At 57.4% G+C, this 21127-nt stretch carries 20 protein-coding genes; 14 read left to right on the top strand and 6 right to left on the bottom strand.

Annotated features, from left to right (window positions below; genetic code table 11):
* Window positions 1-32: 32 nt before the first annotated feature.
* The 4 genes from NO887_RS09535 to NO887_RS09520 all read left to right on the top strand — a co-directional run bounded on the left by NO887_RS09535 (window position 33) and on the right by NO887_RS09520 (window position 3564).
* Window positions 33-353: a hypothetical protein gene (locus NO887_RS09535; protein WP_256418092.1), complete on the top strand. Its 321-nt coding sequence runs from the start codon at window positions 33-35 to the stop codon at window positions 351-353.
* Window positions 354-413: 60 nt separating this feature from the next.
* Window positions 414-746, top strand: coding sequence for a hypothetical protein (locus tag NO887_RS09530; protein ID WP_048076098.1), 333 nt, complete (start codon window positions 414-416; stop codon window positions 744-746).
* A gap of 392 nt (window positions 747-1138) precedes the next feature.
* A complete protein-coding gene (locus NO887_RS09525) occupies window positions 1139-1939 on the top strand; it encodes a LamG domain-containing protein (RefSeq protein WP_256418091.1) in 801 nt (266 codons plus the stop codon).
* An 860-nt stretch (window positions 1940-2799) separates the two neighbouring features.
* Complete coding sequence (locus tag NO887_RS09520) at window positions 2800-3564, top strand: DNA polymerase sliding clamp (protein WP_256418156.1); 765 nt, start codon at window positions 2800-2802, stop codon at window positions 3562-3564.
* A 33-nt stretch (window positions 3565-3597) separates the two neighbouring features.
* Here the strand turns inward: NO887_RS09520 and NO887_RS09515 are convergent, their stop codons facing one another.
* Window positions 3598-4611, bottom strand: a complete 1014-nt coding sequence (locus NO887_RS09515) for a PH domain-containing protein (RefSeq protein ID WP_256397219.1) — start codon at window positions 4609-4611, stop codon at window positions 3598-3600.
* Between the two features lie 381 nt (window positions 4612-4992).
* Between NO887_RS09515 and NO887_RS18800 the strand changes: the two genes are divergently transcribed.
* Together NO887_RS18800 and NO887_RS18655 are read left to right on the top strand one after the other, a co-directional pair.
* A complete protein-coding gene (locus NO887_RS18800; protein WP_465261988.1) occupies window positions 4993-5247 on the top strand; it encodes a DUF7835 family putative zinc beta-ribbon protein in 255 nt (84 codons plus the stop codon).
* 117 nt (window positions 5248-5364) lie between these two features.
* Window positions 5365-5520 (top strand): DUF7563 family protein, encoded by a 156-nt coding sequence (locus NO887_RS18655; protein ID WP_425492956.1) that lies wholly within the window; start codon window positions 5365-5367, stop codon window positions 5518-5520.
* Window positions 5521-5527: 7 nt separating this feature from the next.
* Here the strand turns inward: NO887_RS18655 and NO887_RS09510 are convergent, their stop codons facing one another.
* Entirely contained in the window at window positions 5528-8683 is a 3156-nt protein-coding gene (locus tag NO887_RS09510) for an ATP-dependent DNA helicase (RefSeq protein ID WP_256418090.1), read from the bottom strand.
* A gap of 185 nt (window positions 8684-8868) precedes the next feature.
* Between NO887_RS09510 and NO887_RS09505 the strand changes: the two genes are divergently transcribed.
* Window positions 8869-9510, top strand: coding sequence for a hypothetical protein (locus NO887_RS09505; protein WP_256418089.1), 642 nt, complete (start codon window positions 8869-8871; stop codon window positions 9508-9510).
* Between the two features lie 41 nt (window positions 9511-9551).
* On the top strand, window positions 9552-10304 hold the full coding sequence (locus tag NO887_RS09500; protein ID WP_256397223.1) for a presenilin family intramembrane aspartyl protease: 753 nt from the start codon (window positions 9552-9554) through the stop codon (window positions 10302-10304).
* A 22-nt stretch (window positions 10305-10326) separates the two neighbouring features.
* On the opposite strand, the gene NO887_RS09495 is transcribed toward NO887_RS09500, so the two are convergent.
* Entirely contained in the window at window positions 10327-10725 is a 399-nt protein-coding gene (locus tag NO887_RS09495; protein ID WP_256418088.1) for a hypothetical protein, read from the bottom strand.
* Window positions 10726-11209: 484 nt separating this feature from the next.
* Between NO887_RS09495 and NO887_RS09490 the strand changes: the two genes are divergently transcribed.
* On the top strand, window positions 11210-14785 hold the full coding sequence (locus NO887_RS09490) for a TSCPD domain-containing protein (protein ID WP_256418155.1): 3576 nt from the start codon (window positions 11210-11212) through the stop codon (window positions 14783-14785).
* Window positions 14786-14846: 61 nt separating this feature from the next.
* Here the strand turns inward: NO887_RS09490 and NO887_RS09485 are convergent, their stop codons facing one another.
* Complete coding sequence (locus tag NO887_RS09485; protein WP_256397226.1) at window positions 14847-15473, bottom strand: hypothetical protein; 627 nt, start codon at window positions 15471-15473, stop codon at window positions 14847-14849.
* A 93-nt stretch (window positions 15474-15566) separates the two neighbouring features.
* Window positions 15567-16472 (bottom strand): hypothetical protein, encoded by a 906-nt coding sequence (locus tag NO887_RS09480; protein ID WP_256418087.1) that lies wholly within the window; start codon window positions 16470-16472, stop codon window positions 15567-15569.
* Between the two features lie 182 nt (window positions 16473-16654).
* On the opposite strand from NO887_RS09480, the gene NO887_RS09475 reads away from it, so the two are divergent.
* The 4 genes from NO887_RS09475 to NO887_RS09460 all read left to right on the top strand — a co-directional run bounded on the left by NO887_RS09475 (window position 16655) and on the right by NO887_RS09460 (window position 19159).
* Complete coding sequence (locus NO887_RS09475; protein WP_256397228.1) at window positions 16655-17188, top strand: metal-dependent hydrolase; 534 nt, start codon at window positions 16655-16657, stop codon at window positions 17186-17188.
* A 61-nt stretch (window positions 17189-17249) separates the two neighbouring features.
* Window positions 17250-17666: a hypothetical protein gene (locus tag NO887_RS09470; protein ID WP_256397229.1), complete on the top strand. Its 417-nt coding sequence runs from the start codon at window positions 17250-17252 to the stop codon at window positions 17664-17666.
* Between the two features lie 92 nt (window positions 17667-17758).
* Entirely contained in the window at window positions 17759-18730 is a 972-nt protein-coding gene (locus NO887_RS09465; protein ID WP_256397230.1) for a hypothetical protein, read from the top strand.
* Between the two features lie 36 nt (window positions 18731-18766).
* Complete coding sequence (locus NO887_RS09460; protein WP_256397231.1) at window positions 18767-19159, top strand: hypothetical protein; 393 nt, start codon at window positions 18767-18769, stop codon at window positions 19157-19159.
* Window positions 19160-19163: 4 nt separating this feature from the next.
* On the opposite strand, the gene NO887_RS09455 is transcribed toward NO887_RS09460, so the two are convergent.
* On the bottom strand, window positions 19164-19370 hold the full coding sequence (locus NO887_RS09455) for a hypothetical protein (RefSeq protein ID WP_256418086.1): 207 nt from the start codon (window positions 19368-19370) through the stop codon (window positions 19164-19166).
* 748 nt (window positions 19371-20118) lie between these two features.
* On the opposite strand from NO887_RS09455, the gene NO887_RS09450 reads away from it, so the two are divergent.
* Window positions 20119-21126, top strand: coding sequence for a hypothetical protein (locus NO887_RS09450; RefSeq protein WP_256397232.1), 1008 nt, complete (start codon window positions 20119-20121; stop codon window positions 21124-21126).
* The last annotated feature ends 1 nt before the right edge of the window (window position 21127 follow it).

The raw sequence follows: 21127 nt of genomic DNA, 5'->3' as shown, positions 1-21127 counted from the left end.
TTTTGAGCAGGCTCTGTCTACGTGCGTATGCTATGGCCGCAGAAATCACTACAGAGGGGCTAATGCCCCGCGTAAAGTCGGGGGTGGGCTATCTGATGGGCTTACTCATCATTATGAACGGCGTGGGGATACTCGCGATGCACTCTGTCGGGAGTGGGCTCCTGCTACTCTGTGGCGGTGTCTTCCTCTTCCCCATCACCCGGAGGACTATCGAATCTCGGCTGGATACGGAGCTCACACTGATGGTCGCCGCGAGCATCTTCCTCCTGTTCTTCTTCGCCGCGTCGGTGCTCTTGTTGATGAACGTCGACGTCGCAGAGGAAGGCCCAGAGATGCTGGCCCCCTACTTCTAACAGCGGTCAATCTGACCGGAGCAGATATTACACCTGCCTTTGAACTCCGAGCTACACCCCATGGTAGCCTACTCTATCATCCTATTCGGGAGTATCGTCATCATTAGCCTCATCGCGTCTACCGCGATCGGCTTTGGCGTTCAGTGGGCGGCTTCAGAATTCCAACTCGGCCCTCTCCCGAGAGCATTCATCGGGTTCGCCATCATCATTCCGTCAGTGCTACTGAAAGCAATCGACCTAGGGATGATCCGGATGATCCCGCTGTTCTTGGTCATCTACTACGTCGGCACTTTCCAGATCGGGACCAAACTCGGTCTCGCAGCTGGCATGGAAGCCCCCGACGACAACGACCCGCCAGACTTCTTCTTCGATATGCTGAACAGATACCAATAACCCGATGAGGATTTTGTCGGACACCGCGATAATCTTTTTATAGCCACCCTGCGGTGTTCAGTATAGGCCATCCGACAACTCATGGCACAACCATCCGCCCCATCAGATTCACCGAACAGACCGCACTGGTTCTCCGACGCGATCGGCCGGTCGGAGGCCGGCGTCACAATTACAGACATCTCGTTAGGGTCCACCGCCCTCAACGAGATGCTCATCAGACTCGCGGTCAAGTTCGACAACGACTATCGGGAGCCCAGACGGTACTACACGCTCCGACATGATGGAAGCTCATGGGAGTGCCAGACCCCACGCAAACCGTCAATCTGCGCCTCTGTGACCGAGTGGTTAGACTGTAACCTCAGTTCGCCAGACGGGTTACGAACCCCGTATTAATGCCGGGCGAGTCGCACCGCTTCACCACCAACAGGCGGCTGAAATCCAATACTAAGGAATTAGGATGGGGCGGCGGTCGCGACTGGCAGTCAGATATTGATGGGAACAGCGAGATCGAGATCAACTCTGGGAGTGTGTTTCCCTGGGGCGGTCCTAACATCCCCACCGAGGGGCTCGTTTCCTACTGGGACCTCAATGCTGGCTCCGGAAATTCCATCACCGATATCGAAGGGTCACACGATGGATCGATCCACAATGCTACATGGGCCACTGACAGCGGAAGAGACGGATCGGTGCTCCAGTTCGACGGGGGCAACGACTACATCGTCCTCAACGGCTGGTCAGGAATAACGGGGACGCACCCGCGGACCTGGGCAATCTGGTTCAAGTCTGGTAGCTCCCGAGACCACCGCCTCATCTCATACGGGGCGAACACCACTGGGAACAAATATGATATCCGAATCGATGACGCAAATGGCGATGTCCTGCGTGTCGAAAACGCTAGCGGACAGAAATATGGCTCAGTAGATGTTATCGACGGCCAATGGCATCTGCTCACCGTCGTCTTCCCATCTGGTGGGTCAGCTGTCCATGACCACTCGCTGTACGTTGATGCGACCTTAGATTCAAACACTGGAGGTGGGAATCAGTCTTTGAACACAGCCACGTCGACCAATGTGTTCTTTGGGAAATCCCACTGGCACGGTGACGATACGAAAGGGCGTATCGGGGCCGTGTATGCCTACGATCGAGAGCTATCCCAATCGACGATCCAAACACTCTACGACGAGACCAAGTAAACGCGGGAAGCCCCCCGGCCTTCTAGCCGATCTAAGTTGAGAGAGACCCCCGAGATATTGTTTTTACCCTCCGAGAGATGGTGATGAATCGTGGTTGTGTGGAAAGAGACACACAGCCACCGATTCCGACTAGAGGGTAGCTCCGCCGTCAGGAGGCTCTTCTAGTTCGTTCGCGGCCTCGCCTCAGGATTGTTTTATATTTCCCGAGAGGGGTGAGGAGCAGTAGAAAAGAGGTACTCAAAAAAATGTCCCAAGCAGCAGACTCTCAGTCGAACGGAAGCACCGACACCGAAGACAACGACGCGGGCGGCATCGTGATCACGAACAAGCCGCAGACGGAACCGAGCGCGGGCGACGTGGAGAACAACCAGCCCGAGGCTGTTGAGGAGCCCGCCGCGGCCGACGAAGAAGTCGCTGAAGCGTCTGCCGTCGACGAACCCGAGTCGGAGCCGCAGTCCTCTGACTCTGTCGAGGATGTCGAGGAATCCTCTTCAGACGCACCCGACGCGGAAGGCGAGGGCCCCGCCGAGGCCGGCAAAGCCGAGGACGTCGAGCCGGTCGAGGAAGCCAGCACCGACGCAGCTGCGGTAGAGCCCGACGCCAACCCCGCCAGTTCCGCTGTTAGCGATGAGGTGACCGAAAGCGATACCGTCGACGAACCCGAAGCAGAAGTCGAAGCCGAACCCGACGACCTCTCCGAGGACGAGTCTGAGGCTCCGTCCGTGGATGCCGAGGAGGCGGCCACCGAGGAGGCGACCGAGGACGGCTCGACCAACGAGGAATCCGACATGAGCAACACCCAGGCCGAACCCGAACCCGCACAGACCGACGATGGCGACTTCTCTGGAGTCGACGAGGACGTGAAGTCCCCGCCCCAGGAGTTCGACGCGATCGTGGAAGCATCCACCCTCAAAGACGCAATCGACAGCGTCGGCGTTCTCGTGGACGAGTGTAAGATCCGCACGTCCCCCGAGGGACTCCAGATCCGCGCTGTCGATCCCGCCAACGTGGGGATGGTCGACCTGACCCTCTCCGCTCCCGCGTTCGAGAGCCTCAACACCGACGTCGGCATCCTCGGTATCTCGTGGGATCGGTTCGAGAAGGTCATCGGCCTCGCGAACAACGGCGACCTCGTCCACCTGGACTACGACCACGAGACGCGCAAGCTCAACGTGGAGATCAACGGCCTCTCGTACACGCTGGCGCTCATCGACCCCGACTCCATCCGCCAGGAGCCGGAGATCCCCGACCTCAACCTCCCGGCCGACGTGACCGTCGAGGGCTCGCAGATCGCGCGCGGTGTGAAGGCCGCGGACATGGTCTCTGACCACATCCGCCTGTCCGTCGACGACGTAGAACAGAGCTTCAGCTTCAGCGCGGAAGGCGACACCGACGACGTCGACCTCAAACTCGAGACTGACGACCTCGTGGCTCTCAGTTCCGCTGCGCCCGCGGATTCGCTGTTCAGCCTGGACTACCTGAAGGACATGAACAAGGCCATCCCGAAGGATGCCGAGGTTACGATGGAACTGGGCGAGGAGTTCCCCATCAAGCTCCACTTCGGATTCGCAGAAGGCCACGGGCAGACGACGTACATGCTCGCCCCGAGAATCCAGAGCGACTAACGCGCTAACACCTTTCGAAAAGTCGGTTACCGATTACCGATCGTTAATCTCCCGCATATCGTCTTGGAGGGACTGTCTCGTCACTTGTTCCTCTATGCTATCGCCCTCCTCTTGAGGGGGCTGCCTCCAAGGGTAGTCTGGTGATTCAGATTCATCCTCCTCGTCCGTCTCCTGCTCGTACGGGCCTGTAGGCTCTTCCGGCTGTTGAGCAACTTCTTGGTTACTGTCCGGGGACTGAGCCGCTTGCTGATCAACGTGGGGCTCAGACGGGTGCTGATGTCCTCCATCATTTTGATACACTGTCGGACCCTCTGCGTGCGGATCACCCGCCGCCGCCGGATCAGGAGAGACACCACCGCGAAGCCGGCGCTCCTTATCTTGCCGCATATAGTATTTGATCTCCTTGATAAGCTCACTCGGGTTATCCACTCCGTGGAAGTGAACTTCGCTCCCACCCGTCCCCGCGGTGAAGAAGTCGATGTGTCCAACACCGTAGAACCGCTCCGGCGGCGGGTAGTGATCTTCGACGTTCTGTATCTCGTGAAGGTCGAATCGCTGTTTCGTCGTGTTGAGGAGGTGAGACCGGTGAAGGATCTGCCGGTTCGTAACGATGTGCCATGTCGACCCCCGCTCGATCGCCTGCCGGGTAAGCAGCACCACGGACAGACCAATGAGGAACAAGGGGAAATACCACCAGCGGTCAGGGACGCTCAGATCAAGTACGGAAGGTGTGACGAGCGCAAGCATCTCGTCACCATACCCTAACGGGACGCCGATCGTCACGACCACCGCGACAACGAGCATCACGACCGCAACGAGGTACGGCCCCATCATCACCCACCTGCTCGGGTTCCCTTCGTGAACGATGAATTCGTCTTCCCCGATCATATCGTCCGGGTAGAAGTACCCCGAAATCCCTTCTTGCGGGTCCGCAGTCCCGGTTATTCTGGGGAGTATCCACTGTACCCCACCGACCAGCAGATTCGACACTTTACTCGCCGCCACCATCACGATCAGCATCAGTTTAACGTGAATCGGGCCTTCCACATCGGACCACCCCATCGCGTTTGACTCTTCAACTTCGCCAGCCCCATACCGCTGACTTGGGGGGACATAGTCTTCAGGAAGTTCGTCGAACTGCTCCGATGTAGCCGTTGCTTGGTGCGGATCGGTTTGTTGCTCACGGACTGGCGAGGTTGGTTCTCCCCCGTCTTGCCGTAGGTGTGGATCAGAGCCCTCGACACCGCGAGAAGTCTCACTACCGGTCGTCTCTCTATCGGATGGCGTCATAATTTGTTGATCAACTCTCTTACAACCCCAAATTCACCCGCATACGATAATGCTTCCCCTCGTTTTACCCCCTCCCCCTCTTCAGCCAGTAGTCAGTTCAATCAATATAGTTATAACAAATGACTGCTAACGCCAGCCATGCCCCGAGCGCATAAGAGGTCTCACACCGGTAGGTCAGTAGTGAACACTGGAAGCAGTGAACTTGGCCAGAACGAACGGTACGAGGACTGTGGCTCCTGTAATGAGTTAACAATTCACGAAGTCACCGTCGAATTCACATCAACTGGCTCAGGTGGCCCGAAGACCCACGGCAAAGCGCCGTTCCGAGTAACCAAGTGCCTCACGTGCGAGACGACATCGAAGCTGCGCGTGGGTTCGATGAAACAGAGTTAGGCCATTCCAAAACGCCGGGGATCGGCCCCTCAGAGCAACAGCTTTGGCCAAAAACAGGCGGTACAGACCCTATCTGACAGAACCACTTATTACACCCCGCAGCGGAGCGCCGACTGTATGCCCACGTGTGAGAACTGCGAAAGTCACGTCACCGACAACTACGTCCGAGTCTTCACGCCGGACGGATTAGATAACCCGCGAGCCTGTCCCCAGTGCGATGACCTTATTCGACACAACGGACAGATCAGGAAGGCCCGTACCCCAAGATTCTAACCGCCCGCTACTCCGGCTTTCTGGCGTCCCTTGCGATCGGCTCTATCTCCGAGAGAACGACGTCCGCTTTCACGTCTGTCCAGCCACTCGCCGACAGCTCCTTCGCGAAGTTCAGCTTTATCGTGTCTTCACCCGCGTCTCCGCTCTCGACCGTGTGTTCGTACACGAGCGGGACGATCTCGTTCTCAGCAACGCGGGTACTGACCGAGACCCACCCGGAAAGGCCAGCTTCCTCGCCGAAGTAGATCTTCGAGTACGAATCCGCACTGACCGCCTCACCAGTCCGACCACCCGTTTGTGCCGGTTCCTCGCTTGTGACGCTCTTCGCCGCGACCGTCTCTTCTGACCCCGCCTCCTCAGCCGTTTCTCCGTGTTCATAGCTGAGTGGCGTTTCCTCCCAGAACGTGGACAACGCTCGCCCCACATCATCGGGGTTGGTCATGGCGAACTCTCGCTGCTCCTGTTCCGAGAGGTAGTCGTTGACGCCGTAGAACCCCGAAGATCCGTACCGTTCGTCGAGGAGGATCCGGACGCCGGTCTCCTCGGAGCCGCGGATCACGCGGCCGAAGGCCTGCCGAACCTTCCGGACTGCGGGAACAGTCAGCGCCGTGTCGAACCCGGACCCTTCCATACGGTCGTCGTAGGCGGCTTTGATCGCCCGGATCGTCGGCTGATACGTCGGCAGCAGCGGGATGCCAACCGCAACGACGCAGTGGAGCTTCCCACCGTCGTAGTCGACGCCCTCTGTGATCGTCCCGCGCGTACTCGTGAAGATGACCGAGTCCCCATCCGCGAAGAACTCCTCAAGCGTCCGGTCGGTCTCTTGTGAGGAGCTGGACTGGTCTAGATGGAGCCGCTTCGAACTCTGATCCGCTTTGACGAGTTCGTACGCCCACTCGGCTTCGTTGTAGTTCGGCATCGCGACCAGCACGTTACCGGGGCTCGACGCAACCTGCTTGATGACTCTCGCGTACTCCTGGCGAACCTCCGTCATCTCTAGCGGATCTTGGGTCGGGCTTCCGCGATTGTTATTGGTGTACTTCGGCAGGTCGCCGATCAGCGACAGCCGATTCTCCTCGGGGAACCGAAGCGGGTACTGCTCGAACTCCGATGGCCGCTCACCGGGTTTCTCCTCTTCGTCGTCCTCACTCGGGTACGAGACCTCGTCGATACCCACGGCCTCGATGAAGACATCCTCGGGTTTGATGGTCGCGCTCATCAGCACACCGCCGCCTAACTCGGAGAACACGCCTTGGAGCTCTCGCCGCGGGATACAGTTGAACAGCTGGAGCTTCGGCGTCCACTGGCTGACCCAATCGGGGTACTCCCCCGGAACGGACTCTTTCGGACTGTGCTCGAGCACCACGTGCCGGTGGTACTCAACGAGGCCTTCGACCGCCCACCGCTTGAAGAAGTCCCCGACACCCACACCTTGCGGCGTCCGGTCGTGGATGCCCTCTTCTTCGAGACCCTCATAGACGAATTTGAGGGCGAGCATCACCGGGTAGACCTTTCGGTAGGTTCCAGCATCGTAGTCAGACTCTCGAACTGTCTCAGTCATGAGTGTGTCCGGATCGTCCGGGTCTTCAGGGTCGGTCAGCGGATGCTCGATATCGTTCAGGTTCCATCCGTAGTCGACCGCCTGCTCCCACGTCACGTCGTCAAACTCCTTGCCGATGCGCTCGGCTCCGTACCCGAGGATCTTCTCTTTGACGTACCGGAGGAACCGCTCTACTTCAGAGAGATCCTTCACCGAGACCGAATACCCCGGTATCGTACTCAGCGCCTCCTTCGCGAGTTTCTTCGCCGTGTGCCGCTTCTCCGTGGACAACCCCGACGACGGCGTCTTCTCAAAATCGCCGTTGGCGTAGTGACGGGCGATTTCGACATCGGCGATCGCGCGGTCGAGTGTGTAGATATCCATCTCATCCGAGAGCATATCTCGGACTCTGGATTCGATCTGGTGTGCCTCGTCGACCACGATGATGGTCTCTTGATCGAGGATGCCCGCCTTCTCTTCTGTGAGTAGCCGCGTCTGTGGATCGTACAGGTGGCTGTAGTTCCCCAGCACTACTTCAGCGTCCGACGCGAGGTGCGCCATCGTTTCGTGCGGGCAGATGCCCCTACTGGCGGCCTTCTGGATAAGCTCGCGACGGTCGAAGACGTGATCTTCGGCGTCATCGAAACTGAACGGGACAGTCGGTCCACCAGCGAAGAACCCCGCGTAGAACGGGTCGAACTTACCCTGAAGGTCCAACGGCAACTGACCAGTCCCACGGCGCTCAAGCACTGCCGTGTCCACGACATCGTTCGTGTGGGGGACGTAATCTGGGTAAGGCGTCTCCACCCCATCCACAACGAGGTTATCCGCAGTCTCTGCGCCACCTCTCTCCAGATCTGCCACGATCTGGCGGACGGCCTTCGCCCGTTCCGGGTCGAATCGGTAGTTCTCTCGGTGTTGCTCGGCCGCTTCCGAGGGATCACTCCAATCGTAATCGTGACGCGAGAAGTCCGGCGGCGTCATCCCGTCAGGCCAGTTCAACGGGATATTCGAGTCGAACCGGATCAACTCTGCCGTCATCTCACGGAGATCATCGATCTTCGCCGTAACAGGGTGCCGGTCGAACGGGGCGGCATCCGTGTAGGCGTACGGGAGCATGTCTGTCCGTCCGCGCATGACCACCGTCGAAACCGGGGATACACCGCTAGCGAGGGACTGGTTGATCCCCCTCATCTCTTCGATGAACTGCTTGAGTTGCTGTTTTAGCGGCGTCGTCACCACGACACGGGAATACTCGGGGAACGGCCCCTCTTCGCTACGGTGTTCGCTGAGGTAACTCCGGTCGCGAATCGCGTGGATTCCGGCAGTGACAGCCATCAGCGTCTTCCCAGTCCCACACGCGCCCTCGTGGACGTAGTAGCCGTTATCGGCCAGTAGGTCGAGGAACGTGTCTATCGCGTCCACCTGGTCGGAATACGCCGCTTCATACCGAAAATACGGCGTCCACGCTTCGTCCAGCTCAGACAGGTCGATCGTATCCGACCCACCCGACGAATCCGACCCATCGCTAAGCACGAGCTCGGGTTCCATCGGCTCACCGCCAGTCACCTCTGGAGGTAGTGGTGGCGGATCTTCCCGGCTCGGATTATTGTCTTGGGGCATTGTGATACTGAATATTATAACGGCTCCCCTCTTGAAGGTTGTTTGTTTCAGCGGTCTATTAGAGTATTTTCGAGCCCTCAGCCGCTCAATCTCTCACTCAGCGAAGCTCAGATCGATTCTCACACCCGAGACCGTGGCACCTCCGCGAAACAGTTATGCGTGGTAGTCGAGTCGGTGGAAGTACATTGCCGATCTCCATCCCGCCGTGGCTATCCCAGCTTTACTACCTCCTCACAGCCCCTGGCGTGGTCATCCACGAATTAGCCCACAAGCATACCGCAGAAGACCTCGGCCTCGCCATTGCTGAATATCGGCTCTTCAAGTTCGGTAGCCCGGCAGGATACGTGAAACATGAGACGCCCAGAACGTACCGCGGTATCCTCGCAGTAGCAGCAGCTCCGTTCCTGTTAAACACGATGTTCGCCTTTAGCCTGTACCTCGCGATCGGTATCTCAATCCACTACACAAGTCTCGAGTCTCTATCCTACCTCCAAATCGCCCTCCTATGCGGAGGCTTCTGGATTGCCCTCTCGTCGAGTCTCCACGCCTTCCCGAGCGCACAGGACATCTCCAACATCAACACAGCGGCCAAGGCGAGATGGGCGAACACACCGTTGGGGAGTCGCGGGGTTCTTGCCATCCTCGCCATGCCGATATTCCTCCTCAAGCACCCGTCTGTCGTTTTCTCCCTCCCGCTTGTGGGCGTACTGCTGCTTCTTGACCGGGCAAGAGCCATCGGATCTCACTTCCTCTTTGCTGGAGCCGTCATCGCGACCGCGTTGTACACTCTCGACATCATCTATCCGTTCCTCGCGACAGCCATCTGAGAGCCAGTTTCATAACACCTCGTTGTGAAGCAGAGACCACAATGGCCGAATCGAGCACGATCCAGAGCCACTCATATTCGCTTTACACACCCGGTGGACGTCGCACGCTCTTCGTCTCCCTCATCAGTATCGCGATTTTCACCCCCACGCTTCTAACGGAGTATCTTGAACCGGTTGTGACGTTCTTCCCGATCGTCGCGTTGGTCGCCATCGCGATGGTTCGAACCGGGTGGCCAGCAGCCATCCCCACGTGGACCATCTTCAACATTTTCAGTGTCTATTTGATGATCTACGCCGGCTATTCGTTCGGGACGAAGCTCCCAGCTACACTCCTCATCCTCTTTCTTCTCGGGATGCTGGTGTACGATCTGATCGGTGTGAAGGGTGGCCAGATGCAATCAATGGCCGCGAAGATGATCTCATACGGGATTCCGATCTTTATCCTCGTGCCTCACTCCAAGACCTTCTCGTTCGAGAAGTTCCGAGAGATTGTCTCTGAGGAGGGATTAGAAGGTCTCCACGGTTCGGATCATGGCATCTCGATGCTGGGGATCGGCGATGGATTCCTTCCGGGCGCGCTCGCAGTTAGCGCCGGGGCGTACGGTGCTGCCGCTCAGTTTGGCGCACTATCGATCACCCTCCCGCAGTTCACAACCGCCCTCGGCGGCATCATTGGCCTCGGGCTTCTCATGTGGGCGGAACTTCCGAAGGCGATCGCCGCGCTCATCGTCTCCGTCCCCGGCGCACTGATCGGATTCGGAGTCGGCCTGCTCGTTGAAACTCTCGTCTTCTAGAAATTCACGGAGGGCTAAACGCCTACAGGTCGCCCGGCATGTGGCCCGACCCACCATCGCGATCGCGATTGTCGAAATCTGACCCGCTGACCAGAATATCTGACCGTGAGAGGACTCCAAGGATGTCTGAAAACGGCGTCCCGAACATCTGGACAAGATCCGAGCCACACTCAGCGTAGTTTTTGTCCTGGATTTCGACACTCTCCAGAACAGGCGATTCTGCCTTTTTTCGGTCCACCACGGCTTCCAGCGCGTCGATGCTCTCAACTAAGCACTGTAGCGGATCGTGGTAATCTCGCGATTCGTATTCCAGTTCCAACGAAGTTGATCCCACGTTCGTCATCTGGGGCAATTCGTCGAACTCTCTCATCTTCCGCTGTGTGAATATCTGGCCGAAAACACGACCCCGTATTTCGAACATCTGTAGCCACATCGACAACGGCGGTGTAACGCTACGCGCCGGAATAAAATGGGCAGATACCACAGGTGGGCGAGAATACGAGACTACATTCTCATGTAGATCCGGTTCACTTCCAGGTCCATACCTATTCTCCATCGTTCTAACTTTTGCTTTTCATTGAGAATATAAATAGACTCCGGAGAAATCAAACGAACGTAAAATGATTTGAAATGACAGCACAGGTAATTTTTATACAACGATGGTAAAGTGAGTTGATTAGTGATTTAACTAGACACTTAACCACAAGTGATACAACCACTCCGCGAGAATGACTCGATGATAGCCTATGTACCAAGCCAAATCTCCACTGATTGCTTCGGAGTAATCTGTAGGGTGAGGCCCCAACGGCTACGAACTATGAAAACACAGACAACCAACCTATATGGCTGGAACCGACCAGCCTCCGTAGGTGACGCTCACCTACGTCAACCGCCACAGATTGCCCATGAACACGTCTGACTCACCAGACCTCCCGATCAAGCGGGAAGAAGCCGATACACTAGCTGAAACGCTCACAGACAACGCCTACTACAACATCCTGCCCGCTCGGTATCTTCGGAAGAACGCCGAGGGCGAGGCTGTTGAGGCACCTGAAGAACTGTTCGAGCGAGTCGCGCGCAACGTCGCTCTCGCAGAGGCAGTCTTCGAGGCCGACAACCTCGGCGTCGACGTGACTGTCACGCCCGACCAGATCAAGCCGGACCACCCGCGACGTGACGAACTCGCCGCAGAGGTCTTCGGTAAGGGGACCAAGGCCACTGACGACGCCGAGACGCTCCTAAGCGTCTACAACGTCAACAAGTTCGCCTACGACACGGTCGTCCCCGAGCTCCCGGATGAACTTCGCAATCACGTCGAGTCGAAAGCGACTGCCTTCCAGGAGAAGATGGAAGAGCTGTCGTTCATGCCGAACTCGCCCACGCTGATGAATGCCGGAGACGAACTCCAGCAACTCTCTGCGTGCTTCGTCAACAGCCCCGGCGACGACATCTCCGACATCCACCACACCGCAAAGGAGGCCGCAGAGGTCTTCCAGAGCGGTGGTGGTCAGGGGTATGCGTTCTGGAAACTCCGCCCATACGGCGACGCCGTCGGTTCGACCGGCGGGATCGCCTCCGGGCCGATTACGTTCATGCGAACGTACGACCAACTCTGCGAGACAATCGCGCAGGGTGGAGCTCGCCGTGGCGCACAGATGGGCGTCATGCGAATCTCCCACCCGGATGTCATCCAGTTCATCCACGCGAAGAACAAGGACGTCTCACTCGCCCACTCGCTGCGGCTGAACGATCCCGACGACTTCACCCACAACTCCTTCAAGGACGCACTTGGTGAAGCTCGCGAACTCATCGACGACGAAGGCCGTGTGCCGGAACACCTCCGGAACGCGGTCGAGGGCCACCTCTCGAACTTCAACATCAGCGTCGGCATCACCGACGACTTCATGGAGGCTCTAGAGGCGGGCGAGGAATTCGCCTTCACCAACCCCCGAACCGAGGAGCCGCACGTCGCGACTCCCGAAACGAAGGAACTCTACGAGATGTTCGGCCTCGGCGAGCACGTAGAAGCCGGAGAGGTCCTCTCCATCCCCGCACAGGAACTGTGGGACGACATGATCGAGGGCGCTCACGAGAACGGCGAGCCGGGCGTCATCTACCTTGAGCGAGTGAACAAGGAACACTCGTTTGATGTCGAAGAACACCCGGACCACCGCATCCTCGCGACGAACCCCTGCCTGACCGGAGAGATGAAAGTCGAACTGGCGGACGGCGAGACCGCCACCATCGGCGAGTTGGCAGAGGCGGGCGGTCGGGTTGATGTCTTATCGCGAAACAACCGAGAAGTCGTCACCCGATCTGCGAGAGCGTTCCAGACCAAGACAGACGCCGACATCGTCAAGGTCGCAACCGAATCTGGAACGGCCATCCGCGTCACCCCGGATCACGAACTGCGGAGTGCCGACGGGAAGTGGGTCAAAGCAGAGGACCTCTCGGCAGGAGACGCAATCGTCTCTCTGTCGAAGCCCCTCGCCACCCAGCAGGGAGCGGAGTACGAAACCGTCGCGAAGACTGTCGAGAGTGTCACCCTCGACGGGACGGCCGATGTCTACGACCTCACCGTCGAAGGCACCCACAACTTCTTCGCCAGCGTATCCGGCGAAGAGGGACTCAACGTCCACAATTGCGGCGAACAGCCGCTTGAGGAGTACGAGTCGTGTAACCTCGGGCACATCAACCTCTCGACGATCGCAGACCTCAACGCGCCCGACTGGCGTGTGTGGTCCGCAGAGAACGCAGCCGACTACGACTCTCACGAGGTGGCTGTCGGTGCGTTCCTCAACGAAGCCATCGACTACGAAGAGTTCGACGAGCGGATCGACTACGGTACTCGGTTCCTCGAGAACGTCGTCACGATGTCGGACTTCCCGGTCGAGAAGATCGAAGAGACCGTCCGCGACATGCGGAAGATCGGTCTGGGCATCATGGGACTCGCCCAACTCTACATCCAACTCGGAATTCGATACGGGTCCGACGAGGGTAACGAGGTCGCCCGTCAGCTGATGACCCACATCAACCACGAGTCGAAGCAGGCGTCTCACCAGCTCGCAGAGGAACGAGGCGTGTTCAACGACTGGAGCGACTCGAAGTACGCGAACCCCACGGAATACCGTGAGTGGTTCGAACACCACACCGGCCTCGACGCCGACGAGTGGGAGGATGGCTTCCCCATCCGTAACCACAACACGACGACGATCGCGCCCACGGGCACGACCTCGATGATCGGGAACACGACCGGCGGCTGTGAACCCATCTACAACGTCGCGTTCTACAAGAACGTCTCCGACGACGTCCAGGGCGACGAGATGCTCGTCGAGTTCGACGACTACTTCCTCCGGACCTTGGAGGAAAACGACATCGACGTCGATTCTGTCAAGCGTGAAGCGCAAGAGCAGATGGCGAACAACGAGTTCGATGGCGTGGACGGCCTCGACAGCGTCCCCGACGCAATCGGCGAACTGTTCGTCGTCACGGGCGACCTCACGGGAATCGAACACGCGGCGGTCCAGTGTGCCTGCCAAGAGGGCGTCGACTCGGCGATCTCGAAGACGTGTAACTTCCCCAACGACGCAAGCGCGGCCGACATGGAGGAAGTGTACCGCTACATCTACGACCACGGTGGAAAGGGCGTCACCGTCTACCGCGACGGCACTCGCTCGAAGCAGGTCCTCACGACCCGCGCGAAAAACGCCGAGTTCGCAGACGAAACAGAAGCGGCCGAAACCCTCGTCGAGCAGATCAGCGACGTGTTCGGCGGCATCGAAGCGTTCCTCAAGAACGAGGATGTCCAACAGGCGGTCGACACGGAGATCGCAAACATCCTCGAGGCGAGCGAACAGCCCCGCATCGACTACAGTCATCGGAGCCCGCGCCCCGACTCTCTCGCGGGCGTCACCCAACGGATCGAAACGGGATACGGGAAGGTGTACGTCACCATCAACGAGGACGAGAACGGCCGGCCGTTCGAGCTGTTCGCGAACATCGGCCACTCCGGTGGCTACACCAACTCCTTCACGGAGGCACTCGCGAAGGTCATCTCGACGGCGCTCCGCTCGGGCGTCGACCCCGAGGAAATCGTCGACGAACTCCGCGGAACCCGAAGTCCAAAAATCGCGTGGGACAAAAGCGAGCAGATCCAGTCGATTCCGGACGCAATCGGCACTGCGCTCCACCGGGCGCTCACGGGAGACATCGACCGGAACACCCCCAAACAGCAGAACCTCTCAGACGTGGACAACAGCCCCGACGCGGACGCTGTTGACACCACACCGTCAGAGAAGACGGACGGTGGGAGCCCCGTCACAGAGGAACCAGCGGCCGGAACAGAGGGCGTCAGTAAAGACGCCACTCAGGAACTCATCGCGGCCGGCGAGTCCCCCGAGTGTACCGAGTGCGGCGGGATGAGCCTCTACTACTCCGAAGGCTGCAAGACGTGCGAGTCCTGCGGCTGGTCAGAGTGCTAAACTAGCATCTCTCATCTACCTTTTTAGAACAGGCGAACCTCAACCGCCAAGTGTGGGGTCTCTAGTTCTCGGACTCGATTGCGACTTCGATCCGGTCGCCATCTTGAACAAGATCTCCCAACTCCGCGACCTCGCCGTTGACATGAACGGTGATATCCGCATTCGCCGTATCATCCGTGACCGCTTCAGTAACTAACACCGACCCACCATCGACGGTGACCACGCCCAGTTCTTCGAGCCCTTCGGCAATCCGCAGACGGTCTTCTGTCGGGACGTTCATGTGCCACATCGAACTCCCCTCAGCAACGTAGAACGCTTCACCGTCTGCGAACTCAGCCGCGTCCACTTGCTCGCCGTCGACGGTGATCTCCATTTCGCCTTGTTCGTACACCCAATCTCCAGTCGTATCCGCCGGTGTCGCATCAGCAGTCCCGATACCTAGCATCTGGACTGCGAACACACCGATGACAAGCGCGAACCCACCTGCGAAAATCCCCGCGACGATCGCCGGCTTGAGCTCCTTGTCATCTTCGAGTTTGCCCACGTTGCCTTCCCAGACATTTTCTACTAATCGCTTGTCAACCGCGCCAAGCTCATCAAAATGCTCCTCCGCCAAGTGCGTGAGAAACTCCTGATCGTGGCTGTCGCCACAATCGACAGTCTCCTCACAGTAGTCGCAATCGACCATACACACCCATAGCTTTCATCTGTAGAATAGTTTCTGGTCAACTTCACCCACCCGATGTGGTGCCTGCTGGGTTACAGCACCATCCAACACCCGCTAATCCGAGCCAAAAGCAAACTGCATCGTGACGTACGACACGAATATGGTCAGTAGTATCTCTAATATGGGTAGATATTGCTCTGAACCGTGCAGTGTATGAATTACGGCACCGGCACCGATCAAGGCGACTCCAATAATCCTCCACCGTCGGTGGCTCTCCACCGAAAGGGGGAGAATCAATCGAGGCATCGTGAACAACGGATCGGTTACACAGTCCCGGATAGCTTCCGGGGGAATCTCCCACTTCCACTCGTCATCAAAGTAGGTGATGTCAGACCAATATTCGATAGTATGATCCCCTATAGTTTCAAACACGACTAGGGCCTCAGCCATATCTCCAGCATCTTCGATAGTAAACTCGTCAAAGTCCTTCATTAGCCATATCACCTTGCTATGAAGCATGTCATCTCTCGACCGGGTTATTCTGGGGTACGCCCAAATCCCACCCCCCAAAAAGAAACTACCAACAAGGAAAATAACTGCGACCAAAGCACTCATCAAGAAATCTGCCCACCCGGACAATACGCTTGTTACCATCAGTAGCCCCGAAACAATACTACCTCCCCACAGAACCTGAGGAAGCACGACGAACAACATCGCCAATATGTAGCCCGACTCGATCATAAAAGCACTCCAAGCCGGTGAGAGAAATGGCGGAATCGCACCGCTGCCATGTCCACTCAGCGACGCGGCAACGCCGATCGCGAGAAACACACTCATCCCACTCACCATCAGCGAATACCCCCCGACAATCCAATTAGATCCAAGGAGCGGGACGGACTCCACCGGATTCACCACTACTGCGATAAGAATAGCCCCGAGGAGACCAACGTGAAGGCCGATCGCCCGCGGTTGAGTGAACATCAGTTGAAACGACCTACCTACTTCCCGGATATACGCCATTCTAAACCAACCGACTCTACCCGCAACTATCTAGGTTTCGGTCAAATAAACCCCAAGATGGCCCTCCACCATGTTGATCAGGATTGGACGCCACCCATACAACGACAAGCCACCACCGGGGTAGACTTTTATCAAGTGAACGCGAACCAGCGTCTAACACCGTCTCAGAGCGGTTTGATACAATGTATAAAAACGGCCACATCGGATTAGCACTCTTGTTTGCCGCACCGTTCGCCTTCCTCTTCGGGATCCTCTTCGGACCTCACTGGGGAGTGCTCACTCTCGTATTCTCATTCACGACGGCCCGAGTTCCCGACATGGACCAACGACTCAAGATCCTCACCCACCGTGGATTCACGCACACTATCTGGTTCGCGCTCATCGTCAGTGTGGCTATGGGCTCTCTCGTCACACAGCTCGTTTCGATACTGGAGTTCAACACGATCGGCAACGGAGAATTCCTCTCGTGGCTCGTAGCAGACATACCGACCCTCCTCCTTGCGACATTTGGTTTCATGCTCGGATTCATCAGCCACCTCGTCGGTGACATCCTAACCGAGGCCTACGACTATACGATCAATCCGTATTGGCCCATCTCCAACAAACCGTACACTCTCGGCTGGGCAACGGCCGATTCGCGCCTCTGGAACTGGGGGCTACTGCTTTGCGGGTCCGTCAGTGCCGGTACTGTTCTGTTTTTGATCGCTCTGTCTTGAGATCCAGCTTATATTTTTAACCCCCGAGTTTAGCTGAAGGTTTAGTAGTAGGTGAACAAACATGTCTACCCGAACTAGCACACCGCCGAGCGACAGTGGAGTACAGCCAGAAGACCACGCTGAACCCGCAGACGGTACCGATAGTGGAGACGAATCTTCCCCGGCCAACAGTGACTCGACGACTGGTCGGGAAGCGTTCGACATCGCCGCAGAACAGCAGATGACGTTTGGCGATAGTGGCGAACTGGAGCCCGCAGAGGATGCGATCACGACCACTCTCGATCAGTTCGATGTCGACGTCGACAAGCGAGAACGGGAGAGCCGTCTTGACCGCCCTGAAGCCACGGGACTCCTGTGTGACGATCGCCCTGAGGTAACCCGCAGTAGCGAAGGTGAACAAGCCAATCTCTTCGCCGACGCCGAAGAAGACCAGCAGACCCTTTCCGGCGATAACGCTGCTAACCAGAGTCTCTTCTAACCCAGCTCGAACAGTCTCTACACTAGGTTCACCAGTTCTCCCGAAACACACTCTAGCTTACCTTTAAGGACTCTCACCAACTCATCTCACCCATGACCGACGACAATTACCCCGACGACGACCGCCTCCCCGAGGATGAAAACCTCGGTACTGCCGGGACGCCTCGGTCTTCTGGACGGGAATTACATACTCACTCCTCCAATTTTGAAGACCAATCAGACGAGCAGGCCCCCTCATTTTGCGAAATCTGCGGGTGTTCTATCCCACCGACCGACTCCCGGTGTGTTGACCACGAGGTCACCAACACCGCAGAAAAGCGCGATGCTGGACATCAGTGGAAATACTCCCACGTCGCGCTCGCCATCGTCCCCGCTAATAGCAAGATACACGCACTCGCTCTTGCCTCCGCGGTGTTCAAACGGCGAACTGGTGTACCTGGCGATGGGCGTAGCTTTGAACTCATCGAGACCATGGATAGCCCCTCCGACACGATCACATCTGGCTGGGGCGGTCACCTCCCCGAAGCTGTTCCCGTCAACGACCCGTCTGGGAAGTCGCTCCTCGAGTCGGCGATCTCCAAATTAGATGCGGAGGCAGACTCGACCAACGCCTCTCACGCCGACATTGATTTCAGCCAGTTTTCCACTCTATCCTCAAAGGATTACATTTTCCTCGAGAACAGCGATCCAGTCCACCCGGACTCACCCGATGACACGATGTTCTCTGGGGTAGAGGAGAATGGAAAAGAACAGTGGGTGGTCCCCGCGCTCCTCTTTCAGCGGAGCTACAACACTGGCGACAACCCAGTCAGATTCCGCAACTGCGCGCACTGTGAGTCGGCGCAAAAACACGTCTTCGACGGCATCAGAAGCCGAAAAGCTGGAAACAACCGGGCTGGTCGTTGGATCTGTTTGGCCTGCCACACAGCTTCCGAAGGTCCGATACCCCGAGCAAAAGCCACGTGGGAGAACTCGGAACCGGCCGACCCGACCGAGGAAGACCTCGACAAAAACCACCATGAATCCGTGATGAGTACCTTAGAAGAGAAGGGGGAACTTGAATAGGACTGCCGTCAGAGGGGTGTGTAAGAGGCAGATCATATGTTCGAGAAAATCCCCGGCGTAGGAAGCGGGGAGAAGACCGCTGATACCGACCCGGAGGATTCGCTCTCCGACATCACAGTCGAAGAAGTCAAAGAGAACGACGATCTCTCAGCTGAGGACCTCCCACGAGATGTGAAGATGCGACTACTGTTCTCAGAAGCACCGACCACATTCAGGCAGATGAAAAACAAGTGGGAAAACGAGCGGATCGAACTCTACTTCCTGCTATTTTCCGTCGTCGCAGCGACCGGGATGCTGGTTCTCATGCTCTACGATAGGACGTACTACGTCCTCGGGTTATTCGCACTCTACACCGTGATCATGATCCCGCTACTGTATATCCACGAAGAGGAGAGATACTTCCAGAACGACGGAGAATTATTCAAGTAACCCCCTAGGACGCATCAGACCGCTGAACCAGATCAGCAAGCTCCTCCCCCCAGTCACTCTCTGCCTTCCGTAGCTCAGCCCGGATCGTCTCTGGCTGGATCCCTTTCAGTTCCGCGAGTGCTTTAGGATCTGAACCCGCTTCAGTCGCGAACACACTCAGATAGTAGTAGACTGCCCGTGTGAACCCCTGCCCGTCTGCCGATAGAATCATAGACGCAAGCACATCTGCGCCATGTGAATACCCGGTGTTCCATCCATCTTCAAGAGTAACCAACACCCCAGCTAGATCACCGAACAACGCGGTCGCCTGAACGCAATCTTGCTCTTCGAGTTTCCGACGAACCGACTCTGGAAGGTCCTCGACTTCTCGATTCGACAGTTGCCGCCAAGGGACGCCACCCTGTTTCAACAGATCTGATATCCCCGACTGTCTACTCGCTACGCCTTCTATGTGGTCCACCCCGTGAACGAAGACCCCTGACGAGCCTCCGATATCGACCGGTCGAGAACGCAACTGCGGCGAGTCTGTGTATACGACGTATCCTACTGTTACCCTTGTAGGAAGGCCACCCCTCGTTTGAGAGGGTCGCTCTTCGGCGGAACCCGTTGATTCACTTCGATCAGTGGTGGTTTCTCCCTGCTTTTTTCTTTGTGTATCCCACATCTCGGGTTGGTTGGTACCCCCTCCGTCTTGCGATGCTGTGCCGACTAACCGAAATGGGTCTCGGGGTTCTCGAGACCGACTAAGTGATTTCTCTTTTCCCCTCATATCTACCGCGTCACGCCCCGAGAACTAAAATCTATGTGCGGGGCCTACCTCCTCACCACCCCCGGAAACATAATATAGGCAGGCTCAGAAGTAGAATTCACAACCGGAGACAAAGGCCCGCTGTATTAACGAGCCGAATCGTTGATCTGGCCTTTTCCAAAATGAACCCCTCCGGCAACTGAACACACGCATGACTGACATCAAACATCAAGATCACGTCGACGAGGTCCGTGAGGCATTGGAAAGTGCCGAAAAAGACGGTATCTCAGTCGAAACGACCGATGAAGCGATCTCGAACGCCATCGAAGATCACAGACAGAAACGAGTCGATCCCGAAGACGCAGTTCGCTACGTCTCCCGGAGTCTCCTCCGAGAAGCCGGCGCGGATAACCCTCGCCAGTACATCTCTGGTGGGAGTAACCCATCGCCTCCCTCGGGCGTCAACCCGCAACTAACCGCCAGCCAACTCGAAGAAGAAGGTGAGTGGATCGAGTTCATCGGCACCGTCATCGAGGCCTACGATCCCTCGTACAGTGAGATGGACCAGCAGGGACGTCTCGCTGATGAAACCGGGACTGTTCGATTCGTCTCGTGGCAGAACTCCGGCTTCGAGACCGAGCTGGTCACTGGGGAAACCTACCGATTCGATCCCGTTGTGACGACGGAATTCGACGGGAACGTCGAATTGAAGCTCACGGGAACGACCCAAGCGGAACGTCTCGAAGGCGACGACGCACTCGGCATCGATCCTGACACCTACACGGAAACCATCGAGGGCGTCCTCGTCGATTTCCAAGACCAGATGGGCCTGATCGAACGCTGCCCCAACGAAACGTGCCGGCGGGTCCTTCAGGATCCGACCGTCTGCCCCGACTGTGGTGAAGTGGAATCCGAGACAGACATCCGGACGAAAGCCGTCGTCGACGACGGCGAAGACTCTTGGACGGTCTTTCTCAACGCCGAGCAGACCGACTCGCTCGCGCAGTTAACGTTCGAGCAGGCCGAGCAGTTAGTCGAGAAATACGACTACACCGGAGTCGTCAAAGAGTACATCGTCAGCCAACTCCACGGTGAATACATCCGATTCCACGGTCGCGACCGCGGCCGATCGTTCAACGTCTCCGACTTCGAGTTACTCAACCCGCCGTCCGTGACTGACCTCGAGAACGTCAAACAAGAGCTCGAACAGCTCCCGTAAC

It is taken from the genome of Halorubrum laminariae (assembly GCF_024494655.1).
In the GTDB taxonomy this organism is placed as follows: domain Archaea; phylum Halobacteriota; class Halobacteria; order Halobacteriales; family Haloferacaceae; genus Halorubrum; species Halorubrum laminariae.
Note: the sequence above shows the minus strand (reverse complement) of the source record. Positions and strands in the feature narration are given on the sequence as shown.